20 protein-coding genes are annotated in these 14,599 nt (G+C 36.6%); 6 read left to right on the top strand and 14 right to left on the bottom strand.

Features of this window, described 5'->3' with window-relative positions:
* Positions 1 to 79 precede the first annotated feature (79 nt).
* Both ACQKNC_RS20015 and ACQKNC_RS20010 read right to left on the bottom strand, forming a co-directional pair.
* Complete coding sequence (locus ACQKNC_RS20015; RefSeq protein ID WP_427426482.1) at positions 80 to 409, bottom strand: YuiB family protein; 330 nt, start codon at positions 407 to 409, stop codon at positions 80 to 82.
* Positions 410 to 858: 449 nt separating this feature from the next.
* Positions 859 to 1,356 carry an NUDIX hydrolase gene (locus ACQKNC_RS20010; protein WP_427426481.1) on the bottom strand — a complete coding sequence of 166 codons (498 nt, stop codon included), beginning with the start codon at positions 1,354 to 1,356 and terminating at the stop codon, positions 859 to 861.
* A gap of 179 nt (positions 1,357 to 1,535) precedes the next feature.
* Between ACQKNC_RS20010 and ACQKNC_RS20005 the strand changes: the two genes are divergently transcribed.
* Complete coding sequence (locus tag ACQKNC_RS20005; protein WP_427426480.1) at positions 1,536 to 2,066, top strand: hypothetical protein; 531 nt, start codon at positions 1,536 to 1,538, stop codon at positions 2,064 to 2,066.
* A gap of 339 nt (positions 2,067 to 2,405) precedes the next feature.
* On the opposite strand, the gene ACQKNC_RS20000 is transcribed toward ACQKNC_RS20005, so the two are convergent.
* Positions 2,406 to 2,849, bottom strand: coding sequence for a MarR family winged helix-turn-helix transcriptional regulator (locus ACQKNC_RS20000; protein WP_427426479.1), 444 nt, complete (start codon positions 2,847 to 2,849; stop codon positions 2,406 to 2,408).
* 144 nt (positions 2,850 to 2,993) lie between these two features.
* On the opposite strand from ACQKNC_RS20000, the gene ACQKNC_RS19995 reads away from it, so the two are divergent.
* The gene (locus tag ACQKNC_RS19995) at positions 2,994 to 3,485 is read left to right on the top strand and encodes a CarD family transcriptional regulator (RefSeq protein WP_427426478.1); all 492 of its coding nucleotides are present in this window, start codon (positions 2,994 to 2,996) and stop codon (positions 3,483 to 3,485) included.
* Between the two features lie 355 nt (positions 3,486 to 3,840).
* Here the strand turns inward: ACQKNC_RS19995 and ACQKNC_RS19990 are convergent, their stop codons facing one another.
* Positions 3,841 to 4,212, bottom strand: coding sequence for a HesB/IscA family protein (locus tag ACQKNC_RS19990; RefSeq protein ID WP_427426477.1), 372 nt, complete (start codon positions 4,210 to 4,212; stop codon positions 3,841 to 3,843).
* A 358-nt stretch (positions 4,213 to 4,570) separates the two neighbouring features.
* Between ACQKNC_RS19990 and ACQKNC_RS19985 the strand changes: the two genes are divergently transcribed.
* Positions 4,571 to 5,263, top strand: coding sequence for a DUF2225 domain-containing protein (locus tag ACQKNC_RS19985; RefSeq protein ID WP_427426476.1), 693 nt, complete (start codon positions 4,571 to 4,573; stop codon positions 5,261 to 5,263).
* A gap of 49 nt (positions 5,264 to 5,312) precedes the next feature.
* On the opposite strand, the gene ACQKNC_RS19980 is transcribed toward ACQKNC_RS19985, so the two are convergent.
* Complete coding sequence (locus tag ACQKNC_RS19980; protein ID WP_100546189.1) at positions 5,313 to 5,549, bottom strand: NifU family protein; 237 nt, start codon at positions 5,547 to 5,549, stop codon at positions 5,313 to 5,315.
* 83 nt (positions 5,550 to 5,632) lie between these two features.
* Between ACQKNC_RS19980 and ACQKNC_RS19975 the strand changes: the two genes are divergently transcribed.
* On the top strand, positions 5,633 to 5,968 hold the full coding sequence (locus ACQKNC_RS19975; protein ID WP_427426475.1) for a YuzD family protein: 336 nt from the start codon (positions 5,633 to 5,635) through the stop codon (positions 5,966 to 5,968).
* A gap of 55 nt (positions 5,969 to 6,023) precedes the next feature.
* On the opposite strand, the gene ACQKNC_RS19970 is transcribed toward ACQKNC_RS19975, so the two are convergent.
* Entirely contained in the window at positions 6,024 to 7,088 is a 1,065-nt protein-coding gene (locus ACQKNC_RS19970; RefSeq protein ID WP_427426474.1) for an NAD(P)/FAD-dependent oxidoreductase, read from the bottom strand.
* A gap of 372 nt (positions 7,089 to 7,460) precedes the next feature.
* Between ACQKNC_RS19970 and ACQKNC_RS19965 the strand changes: the two genes are divergently transcribed.
* A complete protein-coding gene (locus ACQKNC_RS19965) occupies positions 7,461 to 7,697 on the top strand; it encodes a YuzB family protein (protein ID WP_427426473.1) in 237 nt (78 codons plus the stop codon).
* A 116-nt stretch (positions 7,698 to 7,813) separates the two neighbouring features.
* Here the strand turns inward: ACQKNC_RS19965 and ACQKNC_RS19960 are convergent, their stop codons facing one another.
* Positions 7,814 to 8,569 carry a TIGR01457 family HAD-type hydrolase gene (locus ACQKNC_RS19960; RefSeq protein WP_427426472.1) on the bottom strand — a complete coding sequence of 252 codons (756 nt, stop codon included), beginning with the start codon at positions 8,567 to 8,569 and terminating at the stop codon, positions 7,814 to 7,816.
* The gene (locus tag ACQKNC_RS19955; protein WP_427426471.1) at positions 8,566 to 9,018 is read right to left on the bottom strand and encodes a DUF86 domain-containing protein; all 453 of its coding nucleotides are present in this window, start codon (positions 9,016 to 9,018) and stop codon (positions 8,566 to 8,568) included. Before ACQKNC_RS19955 ends, ACQKNC_RS19960 begins: the two co-directional genes overlap by 4 nt.
* 88 nt (positions 9,019 to 9,106) lie before the next feature.
* Here ACQKNC_RS19955 and ACQKNC_RS19950 point away from each other — a divergent pair, with 88 nt between their 5' ends.
* Positions 9,107 to 9,373, top strand: a complete 267-nt coding sequence (locus ACQKNC_RS19950; RefSeq protein ID WP_427426470.1) for a DUF3055 domain-containing protein — start codon at positions 9,107 to 9,109, stop codon at positions 9,371 to 9,373.
* A 166-nt stretch (positions 9,374 to 9,539) separates the two neighbouring features.
* On the opposite strand, the gene ACQKNC_RS19945 is transcribed toward ACQKNC_RS19950, so the two are convergent.
* The 6 genes from ACQKNC_RS19945 to ACQKNC_RS19920 form a co-directional block, all read right to left on the bottom strand.
* Complete coding sequence (locus tag ACQKNC_RS19945; RefSeq protein WP_427426469.1) at positions 9,540 to 9,734, bottom strand: hypothetical protein; 195 nt, start codon at positions 9,732 to 9,734, stop codon at positions 9,540 to 9,542.
* Between the two features lie 64 nt (positions 9,735 to 9,798).
* Entirely contained in the window at positions 9,799 to 10,326 is a 528-nt protein-coding gene (locus tag ACQKNC_RS19940) for a D-glycero-alpha-D-manno-heptose-1,7-bisphosphate 7-phosphatase (RefSeq protein ID WP_427426468.1), read from the bottom strand.
* A 525-nt stretch (positions 10,327 to 10,851) separates the two neighbouring features.
* Positions 10,852 to 11,205 carry a YutD family protein gene (locus ACQKNC_RS19935; RefSeq protein WP_427426467.1) on the bottom strand — a complete coding sequence of 118 codons (354 nt, stop codon included), beginning with the start codon at positions 11,203 to 11,205 and terminating at the stop codon, positions 10,852 to 10,854.
* A 32-nt stretch (positions 11,206 to 11,237) separates the two neighbouring features.
* Positions 11,238 to 12,161: a lipoyl synthase gene (gene lipA / locus ACQKNC_RS19930; RefSeq protein ID WP_427426466.1), complete on the bottom strand. Its 924-nt coding sequence runs from the start codon at positions 12,159 to 12,161 to the stop codon at positions 11,238 to 11,240.
* A 462-nt stretch (positions 12,162 to 12,623) separates the two neighbouring features.
* The gene (yunB, locus tag ACQKNC_RS19925) at positions 12,624 to 13,412 is read right to left on the bottom strand and encodes a sporulation protein YunB (RefSeq protein WP_427426465.1); all 789 of its coding nucleotides are present in this window, start codon (positions 13,410 to 13,412) and stop codon (positions 12,624 to 12,626) included.
* Positions 13,413 to 13,464: 52 nt separating this feature from the next.
* Positions 13,465 to 14,565 (bottom strand): HD-GYP domain-containing protein, encoded by a 1,101-nt coding sequence (locus ACQKNC_RS19920; RefSeq protein WP_427426464.1) that lies wholly within the window; start codon positions 14,563 to 14,565, stop codon positions 13,465 to 13,467.
* Positions 14,566 to 14,599: the final 34 nt, after the last annotated feature.

Genomic DNA, 14,599 nt, shown 5'->3' with positions numbered 1-14,599 from the left:
TACTCAGTCGTTGCTACAGGACGTGGCGTTCTTAGACTGAGTTCCTTTATTTCAGCGGATGTTTACCCGCTGAAAGAAGTTAAAACATTCGATATCCACTTTTACGTAAATAAATCATGACAATTCCCGCAACAATTGAACCGGCAAAGCCACCAGATAGGATTGCAATATCTACAAATTGCAGTGCCTGCAACTTATCTAAAAGTGCTGGAAATGCGTAACCTGGCTTGAAAATATAATCTAAAAAGCTTACATCATCGACAATAAAAATAACAACAATTGGATACACTATCGCCATTAACCATGTCATTCGCAAAAGCATATTCAATAAAAATCCAATACCAAAGAACATGACGAAAAATAACAAAATTGAAATAATTAACTGTACTAATGAAACTGGACCATCCATGTATGTATAACCTCCGTTTTCCTCTCATTAGTTTACATGATTACTACAACGCTTTCAATGTACATATCCTTGATTTCGCTTGTTCGTCATATTTTGGGATCTCACCATAACGTGTGGTTGATTTCCGTTCCGACTGGGCACTTTCCTGGAGTCGCCCAGTCAGAACGAAGATCAACTTATTTATGGCATAAATTTTAACAAATGTCATCCACAACTCTTAGTGATGAGCCAATAAAAAACTATTGAAAACTAGTATTAGACTAATTTTCAATAGTTTTTCGCTGTTCGAAATATGCTAATGGGATAAAGCATTTCCTTAACTCCTTGATCCTGAAATAGCATTCCCCGAAAGAGGCACCACCTTGACATTAAAAAGGCAAACACAATGATTAGCCCTACTCGCTCTAACATAAACAAAAATAGTCCAATCATAGGTCTCCTCTATCACTTTATTTCTTAAAGAACAATTTATAAGAGGAATAACCAAAGACATCTCCTGGATTAATACCTTCAATGCCCTCAAATTGGTGCTTTTCAAATTGGTTGGATGCCATTTCCTTTAACATAACTGATGTCATTTCATCCTGTGCGAGCTCCTTTGGATACATCCATTTCGCTTCTAATAATTCATTTTCCTGAATGCAAATCTTCTGCTGCTCATCTTTCATCCGACAATAAAATATCGCCATATTATCACTAATGTCACCATGAATTACACCCGTTCGAAAACCAATTAAGCCTGAAACGTAGCAATCAATACCCGTTTCTTCTTGTAATTCGCGAACAACAGCTTCATCTACTGTTTCGCCAGCATTGACAAAACCAGCTGGCAATGACCACCTTCCCTTTAATCCGCTATATGCCTTTTTGACAACTAGCCATTGACCTAGCTCATTTACAGTAACCCCCGCAACACCTAACCAAACTTTTCCTCTATCTTTTTTCATAATCTTCACCTCTATATCACTATTATAACGGCCAATTTTCCATATATAGAAGTATTAATTCAGAATTTTATGGTTACATCTCACTTTCAAACATAAAGTATGCACGCGCGCTACTTTTGGAAATATGTTACATGTATTAAAATGCTGAATATCCAATTTTTCAAAAAGAAGGAGATTTCATGTTAAACGTATTATCACCTAGTGCAAAACTTTTTATTTTTGCGATAGTGTTGCTTTTATTATCACCTATGTTGCCATTTACGATTTCCCAAACGTTTTATTTTAGTAAAGATAATATCGTACTGATCACTCCAACATACAATTTCATTATGCTTTTCCTAGCAATTGCGCTAGTTATTTTAACGTTAGTCATACTAGGGTTCAAAAGAAATAAATACACCTATTTGATTACGCTTTTAGTAATCGTGAGCAGTCTAGTGTTAGGCTATTTTTCTGTTTTAAGTTATACCGCTATACAGAATATTTTCAAAGATTTTCATCATCAAACTACACATGAATGGAAAGATATTAAGGAAGTCATTTATGAGTATGAAGTAGGTACAGTAGGCACTTATTATTTTCAAACGAAAAATAACGAAAACTTTGTCATTGAAGAAAACGGACAGTTTGGCCCAGAGGGGAAAAGTACCATTTATAATTTAGCAAATGACAATGGCGCTTCATTTATAGAACGCGGGAAGGTAAAGTAACGATTATCAATTATGCCTCAGCATAATTGCGTCCGGAATCGGCTTTGTGCTTAGGCCTGCACGGGGGCCGACACTATGTTGGTCATTTCGGAAATGCCACAGGATGTGAAGTTCTTAGCATGAGTTCCTCTTTTCAGCAAATGTCTTTTGTACCGAAAGCGTAGCGACAGGTACAGGTGTTTAAACACCCGCTGAAAGAAGTTAAAAAGAAGCCACTTTCGTGTAGGACGAAAGTGGCTGACGAAATTTTTCTATGCATCTACCTGCTAAAATAGTTGCCTAACCTTATTATGTTACAAGCTATTTTCCAAACATTTTCCATACCTAAACTACGAATACTTACGCTTCCAGCTGCCCCATATCCCAATTAAGTTTTAATATATTTTTTAATTTAATGACCTGATCTTCTCCAATTGTATTGACCAGTTGTTTTTCTATTTCTGCTTTACAATATTGATTTTTTTCAAAGCATTCTTCACCAAATTCAGTCATACGAATAGCTTTATGTTTTTTACTATGTTCGACACTCATAACTGTCACCAACCCTTTAACTTCCAAACTCTTTATTATTTTATGGGTTGCTTGTCTTGAAAATTTAACATTTTTAGCTACATCTGAAATCGTAAGTTGTTTTTTAAAAACTATCCCCAAAATATACCATTCCGAATTTGAAATATAAATATCGTTATGCTTATTCCACTTCTCTTCCGCAAGTCTTCGAAGTAGTTCGTGACGTTCGCTCAACAAATCAATGACATCTCGATTCTGCAATTCGTCCTTCAACTATTTCACCTTCATTTCATTTTTTTCGTTATTAATATACAAAAAACAGCAGCAATCGTCAACTAAGTTGACAAAAACCTTCAAATTGCTTACAATTAATTTAGTCAACCTAGTTGACAATATAGTTTGTTGGAGGGGATATACATGTACAACGTTGGCGATGTAGTCATTTACACATCACATGGACTTTGTTCTATTGAAGATATTTGCGAACAAACCTTTAACGACATTACTAAATCTTATTACGTTTTACAACCACTAAATGCACCACAATTAACAATTCGTACCCCTATTGACAATTCAAAAAAACAGCTTAGAGATATTATTAAAGAAGAAGAAGCCCTCAGTATTTTACATTCATTCACATCCCCTGGTGTGGAATGGATTGAACAAAATACGCATCGAATGAGATTTCATTTAGAAATCATTAAATCCGGCAATCGCCAAACACAAGCAAACCTTTTAAACACATTGTTACGAAAAAAGTTAGAGTATAGCGCTACTGAAAAAAAATTCCCTAACCAAGAAGAGAAATTACTACAATCTTTACAAGATACCATTTTTTCAGAGTTCTCCGTAGCTCTTAATAAATCATCAGATGAAATTTACGAGTATGTATTAACACAGCTTCACTAACTGTGAATTGTTAGTAATTAATAAGAGAATGAGACTAAAGTGTTTCAGCCAACAAAAATACCGAACTATCCAATGAAATGCTCATGAAGTGTTTCGGAATAGTTCGGTTTTTCTATTTATCGTGTTTTGTTAATTTAGAGATTATTCGGCCTTATGAAGGAAACGTTTAGTTATGTCCCAGCCTCTTATTACTTTTTTTAGGTTATAAAAAAGCCCCTTTCATTCATCATGTTTTGCAACATTACAAATCAAAGAAGCTCGTTATTCACAACCCTTTTTAGGCTAAATTAGGGTTGTTATTATACATTTTCGGGATTGTGTATATATGATTTTTAACTGTGATTCATTCCTCTTATCAATCACAAATCTCAGGTGTACCTTCACGTTTCGCCGTTTTGAAAGACGTGCCACAGCCGCATGATGCGATGGCATTTGGATTATCGATTGTGAAGCCGCCGCCCATTAGCGATTGCTTATAGTCAATTTTCGTCCCCATTAAAATTGGCGCATCTTCACGGGAAACAAGAATTGTTAAACCATGCTGTACATCTTCAAAATCATCTTCTTTTTTCTCTTTATCAAAATGCATACCGTATGATAGGCCACTGCATCCGCCACCATTAACAACTACACGTAAAAACGAACCTCGCTCTTCATTGTGCTCCATCATTTCATTAATATGAAAGACAGCCGCTTCAGTAACTTCAATTACTTGCTTACTTGTCATCCCAATCACCTTCCTCTTATTTATTATCATATCAATTTTGACTATTGTATGACAAACATTCAGCTCCGACATGATTTTGGTTCATTACCAATATTTAAGGATGACATTTGTTATAACATAAGCAATTTTGTTGATTGGGTGGCGACAAGGCGACTTTCAGAGCTTACCGGATCACTTTTCGAGGACGCCCACAAGAAAGCGCCTAGTTGGAATGGAAATCAACCATACATTATTATGGCAATCCTGATTTTCAGAAAAAAATTCTAATATTTTTCACATTTTTAGTATTTTTTATCCATGTTTTAAAAATCCACATTGGTATAATAGTTATAATAAGTCGATGAAAGAGGTATAGAATATGGAGATTTCACCTTATTACGAAAAAAAAATTCAATGTCTTAATTGCAAAAAAGAATTTCCAACATTAAAAGTACGCTCTAAATTCATTAAAGTAGATCATACAGAAACAGATTTTCATCCTATTTATGCAGACGGTGTAAATGCCCTTTATTATAATGTATTTGTTTGTGAGCATTGCGGATTTTCATTTACAGAAGACTTTTCAAAATATTTTGCCCCTGGCACGCAAGATGAAATTCGCACGCAAATTACTGAAAAATGGGTTCACCATGATTTTAAGGGAGAACGTACTGTATTCCAAGCAATACAAGCTTATAAATTAGCATTCCTTTGCGGTACGATTAAAAAAGAAAAATTTGTCGCTATAGCTGGGCTTTCATTGCGCCTTGCATGGCTATATCGTTCACTAAAAAACGAAGGCCAAGAGCAACGTTTTATGACAATGGCCCGAGATTACTATATGGATTCTTATTCAAATGAGGATTACAGTTCAACTCAAATGTCAGATGTACGAATTATGTATATGATTGCTGAACTTTCAAGACGTATCGGGGATTTAGAAAATGCTACACGCTTCTTTTCAAAGGTCATTGAAAAACAAAGTATTGGTGGAGAAGCAAAGATCATTGATATGGCTAAGGAACAATGGGCAATTATTCGAGAAGAAAAAGAACATGCTCGCATAGTTTAAGAAAAAAAGTTCTAGCTTGAATTAATCAGCTAGAACTTTTTTAGTCGTTTTAGAATACTTGCTCTACTTCAATAACACCTGGTACTTCTTCTAATAATGCGCGTTCGATACCAGCTTTAAGTGTAATTGTTGAACTTGGGCAACTACCGCATGCACCTAATAAACGTAATTTTACAATGCCGTCTTCTACATCTACTAATTCACAGTCTCCACCGTCACGTAGTAAGAATGGGCGTAATTTATCTAATACCTCTTGAACTTGGTCGTTAATTGTTGCTTCTGCCATTTGTCTCGACTCCTTCCCTTATAATGATTATAATGTTAGCAACAGAAAAAATCCAATATAGAATCACGAGGAGTGGAAATGAAATGGGACAAACGAAACCAATGATTGAAATTTACGGAACAGCTGTAATCTGCGCGAGCTGTGTCAATGCACCATCTTCAAAGGATACATATGAGTGGCTACAAGCAGCCATAGATCGAAAATATCCAAACCAAGGATATGATATTCGCTATATCGATATTGAAGGACCAATTGAGAATGAGCGTGATCAAGATTATGCTACACGCATTCAAGAAGATGAATTTTTTTATCCACTTGTCCTAATAAATGATGAAGTAGTGGGCGAAGGATATGTGCAATTAAAGCCTGTATTTACTGCACTTGAAAAGCTAGGTTTCGAACCTGACGAAACTGTATAAAAAGTAAGGGATTGTTTCGAATAAATTTCGAAGCAATCCCTTTTTATAAGACTTATTAATCATTTTGACGTTTGTAGTACCATAATAATCCTGATTTCATCAAGCGTGCGATACGTCCTGTTACTGTTGTATCTGCTAAATACACAAAGCCTTGTTTTTTACCAAGAGCTCCCATGAAACCTTTTAATTTGATATCAGGCATTTTCTCAGGTAAGTTTTCGCCTTTCCAACGCATGCGAAGTACTTTTACGATTTGTTCTGCTTGTTCCTCTGCTAACTGAGCAGTTGGAGGTAAATCTGAAGCTGCACAGTCACCTACAATATATACATGCTCATCATCAAGAAGATTGAAATATTGTGTTACAAGCGGACGACCTTGTTTATCTTTCTCAACTTCCAAATCGCGTACAATTTTGACAGGCTGTACACCAGCAGTCCAAACTACAGTATCGAGTGCAATTTCTTCTTCGTGATTGTAAATTTTACCTTGTTCAATCTTTGTAATATTTGAATTGGCAATGACTTCAACATCATGTTTCACAAACCAATCTTTTACATACTTACTTAGCTTTTCTGGGAAGTCCTTTAGAATACGTGGCCCACGGTCGAATAGCTTTATTTTTAAATCTGATCGACTTTCACGTAACTCACTTGCAAGCTCAATACCACTTAAGCCAGCTCCTACAATTCCGACTGTAGAGCCTGCTGGTAAACCACAAAGTGCTTGGAATGTTGAACGTGATTTCGCCATCGTCTGAATGCTATAAGTGTACTCCTCTGCACCTGGTACACCATGATATTTATCCTCACAGCCAAGACCAACTACTAAATCATCATATTCAATACGTTGTCCATCCTCTAAAATGACTACCTTTTCCGCACGATCAATTTCAACGACTTCTCCATATACAGCCGATAAACGTTCATGCTCCGGGAAGCATACACGAATTTCTTTATCTGTTGCAGTCCCTGCTGCTAAAGCGTAAAATTCTGTTTTTAAACTATGGAAAGGGGCTCTGTCTACTAGCACAACTTCTGTGTCTAATGGAAAGTTTGGTAATAATCGAAGCATGACACGCATATTGCCGTAGCCGCCACCTAAAAGTACTAATTTTCCCATAATAGTCTCCTTTTATATCTCTTATATTAATTGTTCACAAAGTATCCACAAATGAGTATAACCGATTGTGAGAAGTTTCACAATATCATAATGCAATTTTGTGAAAGATTTCACAAAACGAATGATAACTTGCTTTTTTCGAACAATTTTTGAATCATTTGTACTTTGACAAATTGTCGATATTGCTCAAAATCCTCTTAAATATTGTTTCCTTTTCTTCACTTTTGTATAGATCGTTTAACACTGTAGCGTATCATCATTTAGTATGCGCCCAACTTTAACAATTAAATATCTACTTTTATCTCACGGCCACCCCAAATCATTGACGAATGTTTTAAAAGCTAGTAGCATTACTTTGGTGAGGTGACACGTATGAATCCAATGGTTGAATTTTGTATAAGTAATTTAGCAAATGGCTCTCAAAAAACTTATGAAGTACTAGACCGCGATCCAAACATCGACGTTATGGAATATGGCTGCCTTAGCTACTGTACAAAATGTTCAGAATCATTTTATGCAGTCGTCAATGGTGAATTAGTTGAGGCGAATTCTCCTGAAGAGTTGACGAATGCCATTTATCAATATATCGAAGAAAATCCGTTATGGTAATGAAGGTGTAATACCTCATTCGTAATGATGAAACGTTTACTAATACTAAATTTGAACATAAAAAAAGGATGTTATGCCAAAAAAATCGACATAAGCATCCTTTTTTTATGTTTGAACTATTCAATTAAAGCTTCCACCACATAGGTAGGCTGCTGCTCCTTCTCAAGTACAATCTTTGTTGGTGTAACACCTGTATTTACATGGATTGTGTCACAGCCAAAGCGAATCCCACACATTATATCTGTGTCGTAATTATCGCCAATCATCACCATTTCGTCTTTCGTAAAGCCATGCTCTGTCGCAATGACTTCAAGCATTGCAGGTGATGGTTTACCAATATAGATTGGCTCAACGTCTGCAACCTCACCCACTAAACGGGCAAATGACCCATTGCCAGGGAGAAATCCATATTCTGTTGGGAATTTAATATCTTGATTCGTTGCTATAAATGTCGCACCATTTTGCACAGCAATCGTCGCCTTCGCAAGTGCCATATAATCTAGATTTCGATCAATCCCCATAACAAATACCTCTGGCTCATCCTCGGTAGGTTCAATGCCTTCATTCAATAACGCGTTACGAATACCATCAGAACCCAACATAGCTACTTTTTTGCCAGAGAAATTCAAGGCTACATATTTCGCCGTAACTAGCGCACTAGAGTAAATATGTTCTAACGGTGCATTCACACCTATAGCGCTTAAAGCTTCCTGCAGCTGTTCTCTGGTCTTAGAAGAATTGTTTGTTACGTAAAATGGCTCGATTCCTGCTTGTTGTAACCCATGAATAAACGTAATAGCAGAAGGAATGCCATCCTTTCCACGATACACTGTACCATCTAAATCAAAGCAATATGCCTTGTAAATTTTCATTGATGATCCTCTGGTAAAAAAGCCGATACAGGGCCGAGTTCATTTGTTAAATAACTATTCACAGCTGGTGAGAATTGCTTTAATACCGGTAAACTCGCTGTTAACACATTTACAACTTCCTGAATATCTACATCTATAAATTCACGAACAAGCATTTTACGTAAGCCAACTACTGCTTTTAATGATGCTTCCATCTCAATAGATACGACTTTTTCATCGATTAAAATATCGATAATATCCTCATAGCTTCCTGGATCACGCATAATGAAACCGTCAATCATTAAATTTCCTACATCCATCATTGACTCCATCACATTGTGACCAATTCGCTCGATTGCTAATTTTTTAATATCATTTTCTAGCCAGTTATCTTCTGACTCCAACATAGCTAATAGTCCATCTAAGTACTGTAAGTTTTTTGTGATTTTATTACGATCTACAAAATACACAAGGAAAGCCCCCATTCAAATCTTTAAAAGTTGATAGTCATTTCTCTTCTATAGTACCATATCTATAGGACTGGAAGGAGATTAAAAGATGGAACGTTTTTTTTTATATGATGATGTAGAAGATACAAAAACACGCTTTGTTAGTTTTGCTGGGGAAAAGTTACGATATGATTTAGCCATTTTGCAATCGGGTCGTTTCTTCGGGAAAGTGCTTGTCATGGATATCCAATTTGGACGCTTTGCTATAATTGGTCCAGATGATATAGAAGAGCCTGGCTATCTTGAACACGTGTACAATCGTACAGAGGAAGAGACAGTCGAGCTACGAGAATATTTACGTGAATTATTAAATTAACACCCTTCAAAGATTGGGTGTTTTCATAGCAATTAAGCATTTAATACAAAAAAATTCCGCTTTTCTACAGACAAAGGAATATACTTTGCGCACTGTGCAACAGAAGGTTGGCGGAATTTTTTTGTAGGTATCTTAAATCTAAATCGAGGAGCATTGTATTGTGCCCCTACTTTTCATTATTTATTTTAGCAGGATTATCCTTATTGCGAGGCTTGTCTTTGTTTTCATTATTGTTTTGTTTTTTGGCTTGTTGATTTTGCCCAATTACTGCTAAGTCATCAACACTAATATCAAAGCCAAATCCATATTCTTCTCGATCTAACCCTTTTTTATTTTCTTTAGTCAAATTAATCACCTCCAATAAATAAATTATCCTTTTTTACATGATTTATACGCTTTGTCTTTCCACCTCAACAATACTAGCATTATGCTGTGGCATCTTTAATAATCCAATCAGTAGCACTAATTAAATCTGGGAAAACTGCATCTGCCAACGGATCTTTCGCACCTAAAAATACTCCCTTAGTTCCTGCTCGTTTGCCTGCTATTATATCTGTATCCGTATCTCCCACCATATATGATTTTGCCAAATCTATATTATATTTTTCACTAAGATCAACGATTAACTTACTTTTTGGCTTACGACAGGCACAGCCCGATTTTGGTTTATGAGGACAATATACGACTTCGTGAATAGTGGCCCCTTCCTTCTTCAATTCTTTTACCATATGCTCATGTATTTTTTGTAGCTGCGTTTCTTTCATAAACCCCAATCCAACGCCGCCTTGATTGGTTACTACAAAAATATAGTCAAAGTATTTATTCAATTTTTTTATAGCTTTCGGAACATGCGGCAGAAAATAAAAATCCTTTGGTTTATTTACAAATTTAACGCGATCCGTTAATACTTCGTTGATGACCCCATCACGGTCCAAAAATACAGCTTTTTTCATCTAAATAACACACACCTTTAATATAAAACTAGAATTAATTTTAAAATCCGTCCTTTTCGATTCATCACCAAAAATTAGGAATGTTATTCGTTAAAACGTATAGTTGATTGGAGTGGAGGCTGGGCGATTCCTTGGGGATTAGCGAATAGAGGAACGAAGGCTAAAATCATCACGTCCTGTGATAACGCCTTCGTGACCAACATCGTGCTGCTGCCGCTACGTTAGCACTTCGCTTTCGCGCAAAAAACACCTGTTGGCCCAAGCGGCTCATCGGACGCCCCCAGGAAGCTCTGCTCTAAGCGAAAGCGAAACGTCAGCGGCAAATGTTTATCTGTGCGAAAGCGAAGCGTCAGCACAATGTTTTAACTGCGCGAAAGCGAAGCGTCAGCGATAAAAGCGCCTAGCCGGAACGGAAATCAACCTCACGCTATGTTTATAAGCCACATTGTTATTATTACCAAATTAAAAAAACCTATTACTGCAAAGTAAAAACCTGATGCAAATTTCGCATCAGGTTTTTAAAGTTTATTCTGCTATTTGTTCATGCTCAGCAAGCTTTGTCACTTCATGATCTTCACTTACTACAACTTCTGGCTGTTGAGTAGATTTACCAGTTTTGCGCAATACAAAATATGCACAGCCAAAATTACAATACTCATATAAGTAATCTTGTAGTGTACTAATCTTCGTATCGAAAGTCGCTTTCTGATTTTTATCGTCAAAAAAGCCTTTTAAGCGTAATTGACTATAGCCCCAGTCGCCAACAATATAATCATATCTGGCTAAAATATCTGAGTATCGTTCCTTGAATACTTCCTCTTGAAAAGCATCTTTGTAATCTTCAATAAGTTCGTATTCAAATCCTTCAATATTGAACAAAGTGACACCACCTTCCATTTCAACATTTGATTTTACTGTTCTGCTTGTAGTTGACGTTCTTTTGTTGCTTCGTTAACTTGTTCATCAGCGTGATAGCTACTACGTACAAGTGGGCCTGCTTCACAATGCTTAAATCCTTTTTCCATTGCGATTTTACGCAGTTTACCAAACTCTATTGGTGAATAATACTTTTTAACAGGCAAGTGCTTTTTCGTTGGCTGTAAGTATTGACCAATTGTCATAATATCTACGTCGTTTGCTCGTAAATCGTCCATTACTTCTAAAATTTCTTCATCTGTTTCACCTAAGCCTATCATTAAAGATGACTTTGTAGGGATGTCTGGCTGCATTTCTTTTGCCAAACGAAGAAACTCTAATGAACGCTCATATTTTGCGCGAGCACGTACTCTTGGCGTTAAGCGACGCACGGTTTCAATATTATGATTTAAAATATCTGGCTTCGCATCCATTAAAATTTGAAGGTTCTCTTTCAAACCACCTAAATCGGACGGTAACACTTCAATCGATGTAAACGGACTTTTACGGCGAATCGCACGCACGGTTTCAGCTAATACTTGCGCACCGCCATCCTTTAAGTCATCACGCGCTACCATTGTAATAACAACGTGCTTCAAGTTCATAATAGCTACAGAATCTGCTACGCGTTCTGGCTCAGCTAAGTCTAATTCATTCGGTAAACCTGTTTTAACAGCACAGAAACGGCAAGCACGCGTACAAACAGATCCAAGAATCATCATCGTTGCTGTACGTCGTTCACCCCAACATTCATGAATATTAGGACAACGTGCTTCTTCGCATACTGTATGCAGATTTTTTTCTCGCATGAGCTTCTTTAGCCCTTTATATTCATCATTAGTGTTTAGTTTAATTTTTAGCCAATCTGGTTTTCTTAAATATTCTTCTTTTTCTTTGCTTGTAGGTTTACAAGATGTCATACGGATATCGCCCCTATCAAATATGTGCAGTTTTTATATTACTATCTTCACTGATGTCAATGTAACATAATAAATGAACTCCAACAACTATCATAATCAATTTTGCCTCAGCAAAATTGCGTCCAGAATCGGCTTTGTGCTTAGGCCTGCATATGTTTTTTGCTCGAAAGCGAAGCGGCAGCAGCAGATGTTTTTTGCGCGAAAGCGAAGCGGCAGCAGCAGATGTTTTTTGCGCGAAAGCGAAGCGGCAGCAGCAGATGTTTTTTGCGCGAAAGCGAAGCGGCAGCAAAAGGGTTTCATTCTGTGCGAAAGCGTATTGCAACGAAGCGACAGCACAGATAAATTGCCACAGGACGTGGCGTTCTTAGACTGAGTTCCTCTATTTCACCGGGTATTTGGAAACCTGTACCTGTCGCTACGCTTTCGGTACAAAAGACATTCGCTGAAAGAAGGCAAACATTTCTATTTTTTAGGAGGGACAGGTATTTGAATTGAAGGTGCCTCTTCACTACCATTTGAATAAACGTTTGGAACTGCCCCCCTTACTAAGCCCATTGCCACCGGAATATCCTGGGTAACTGTTGTAGTTTTACTAGCAAAAGGGACAATAATTTGCACATTTACTTCTATATGAATCCCTACCGACATATATGCGCTATTTATACCAAATTCCTCTATTGAAGAAGTAACTTCACTATGCACATTGCCAATGACATGAAAGCGTATCGGAATTTTAGGCCCTAAGTTCCCAATTAAAGGGATATTAGCTGCCTGACTCAATGGCATATAAAAAACTACCCCATTACCTTCATTAATTTTGTTATAATCATATTCAACATTATCAACATTTGGTAAATGAGACAACTCCCCTTTCTCTGCCTGCTCTAAATATAATTTTACTTGATTGACCGTTTCTGTTCGAACTCGATTAATCGTTTCTGTATTAATTTTTAAATCAGCATGGTTGCCTGGGGATACTTCTACAAGAACATCATTAACATCCATAACGCTTGAAGTACGAGAATCAATCGCTTTACTCACAACGGAGGAAGCAATCTTACCCGTTTGTATTTCAGCATAATCTAAGTAGGTCGGCATTAGCTTCGCATTTAAATAATAAATAAATAAAATAACACCGATAATAATGCAGACAATTAATATGGTTAATCGATTCAAACGACTTCCCTTTTTTCTATAGTTACCATTATTACTATATGTTCGTAATTTCATCCTTTTTCGAGGGAAAAACAAAAAATCTCCTCCTGTTCCATAACGTATGAACAGGAGGAGATTTTTATTCGATTTACGATGGTACAACATAATCCGCTTCAACGTTTTCAATTGTTACGGTTGGGTAGTCCACTAAATTAATTTCATATGTAGCTGTTAATATTTGATTTTGCTCCTCAAAAATACGAATCCATGGTAATGCTGCATTCGATGTATTTTGTCTAGATACAATACCTCGACGTCCATCCGACAATTTTAAAATAACACCGTTAGGATAATGTACAACAGAACTTTTCAATGCTTTTACAATACGTGCATCGTATATAGTTCCACAGCCAGCTTCTACAATTGCTAGGCCCTGTGAAGGTAACATTTTTTCACGATATACACGACTTGTAGTCACCGCATCAAAGACGTCCGCTACACCAATAATTTTTGCAAACGGATGGATTTCAAAATCAACTAAGCCCCGTGGATAGCCACTCCCATCAATCCGTTCGTGATGTTGGAAGGCACAATGTGCAACAATCAATGATATGGAATGTAAATTACGTAACAAATCAAAACCATATCGAGTATGCTGCTTCATTGTTTCAAATTCCTCACTCGTTAGGCGTCCTGGTTTTGTCAGGATCTCTTTTGGTACCATAAGCTTCCCTATGTCATGTAACAAAGCGCCAATCCCAATCAAACGTAAATCCTCAGCCGAGTATCCAAGTTCTTTAGCAATCGCTATCGAATAAAGGGTGACTTGAAAGGAGTGTTGATATAAATATTCATCAAATAAATACGCATCTGTAAGTATTGTTAGAATTTCATCATTACCACTAACTGCCGACAGCAACTCATCTACAATTGAGACAATTGCTTTTGATTGTTGGTCAAGCACATAAGAAGCATTTACTGGATTTAAACCATTGATTGATTGGAAAGAATCTTTAATGGTTGAAATTGCTTTATTTCGAATAACAGGTGGAACAGTTTCCTTTACCTCAATACCTTCAGAAATTTCATCGTCTATATATAAATAATGTGTATTTAATTCTTGAAGTCTTTGTATGATACGTTCATTAATGACAACATCTTTCTTTAAAAGAGGGTGTCCCGCCTCATTCCAAATGGTTCTTGCTAATACCATTCCTTCTTTTAATACATCGATTGAAATTAATCGCATGACCTTTTCCCCATTCCATTCTAAAAGCGTTTTA

The organism is Lysinibacillus sp. NPDC094177 (genome assembly GCF_050279145.1).
In the GTDB taxonomy this organism is placed as follows: domain Bacteria; phylum Bacillota; class Bacilli; order Bacillales_A; family Planococcaceae; genus Lysinibacillus.
This window is presented reverse-complemented; position numbering and strand designations above follow the sequence as displayed.

Bases quoted from the DNA above. Each gene is read 5' to 3' on its own strand.
- ACQKNC_RS19980 (WP_100546189.1), bottom strand. From the start codon at position 5,549: ATGGCAGAAGCAACAATTAACGACCAAGTTCAAGAGGTATTAGATAAA.
- ACQKNC_RS19940 (WP_427426468.1), bottom strand. From the start codon at position 10,326: ATGAAAAAAGCTGTATTTTTGGACCGTGATGGGGTCATCAACGAAGTA.
- ACQKNC_RS19920 (WP_427426464.1), bottom strand. From the start codon at position 14,565: ATGCGATTAATTTCAATCGATGTATTAAAAGAAGGAATGGTATTAGCA.
- ACQKNC_RS20010 (WP_427426481.1), bottom strand. From the start codon at position 1,356: ATGAAAAAAGATAGAGGAAAAGTTTGGTTAGGTGTTGCGGGGGTTACT.
- ACQKNC_RS19985 (WP_427426476.1), top strand. From the start codon at position 4,571: ATGGAGATTTCACCTTATTACGAAAAAAAAATTCAATGTCTTAATTGC.
- ACQKNC_RS20005 (WP_427426480.1), top strand. From the start codon at position 1,536: ATGTTAAACGTATTATCACCTAGTGCAAAACTTTTTATTTTTGCGATA.
- ACQKNC_RS20015 (WP_427426482.1), bottom strand. From the start codon at position 409: ATGGATGGTCCAGTTTCATTAGTACAGTTAATTATTTCAATTTTGTTA.
- ACQKNC_RS19960 (WP_427426472.1), bottom strand. From the start codon at position 8,569: ATGAAAATTTACAAGGCATATTGCTTTGATTTAGATGGTACAGTGTAT.
- ACQKNC_RS19950 (WP_427426470.1), top strand. From the start codon at position 9,107: ATGGAACGTTTTTTTTTATATGATGATGTAGAAGATACAAAAACACGC.
- ACQKNC_RS19970 (WP_427426474.1), bottom strand. From the start codon at position 7,088: ATGGGAAAATTAGTACTTTTAGGTGGCGGCTACGGCAATATGCGTGTC.
- ACQKNC_RS19990 (WP_427426477.1), bottom strand. From the start codon at position 4,212: ATGACAAGTAAGCAAGTAATTGAAGTTACTGAAGCGGCTGTCTTTCAT.
- ACQKNC_RS19995 (WP_427426478.1), top strand. From the start codon at position 2,994: ATGTACAACGTTGGCGATGTAGTCATTTACACATCACATGGACTTTGT.
- lipA (WP_427426466.1), bottom strand. From the start codon at position 12,161: ATGACATCTTGTAAACCTACAAGCAAAGAAAAAGAAGAATATTTAAGA.
- ACQKNC_RS19965 (WP_427426473.1), top strand. From the start codon at position 7,461: ATGAATCCAATGGTTGAATTTTGTATAAGTAATTTAGCAAATGGCTCT.
- ACQKNC_RS19975 (WP_427426475.1), top strand. From the start codon at position 5,633: ATGGGACAAACGAAACCAATGATTGAAATTTACGGAACAGCTGTAATC.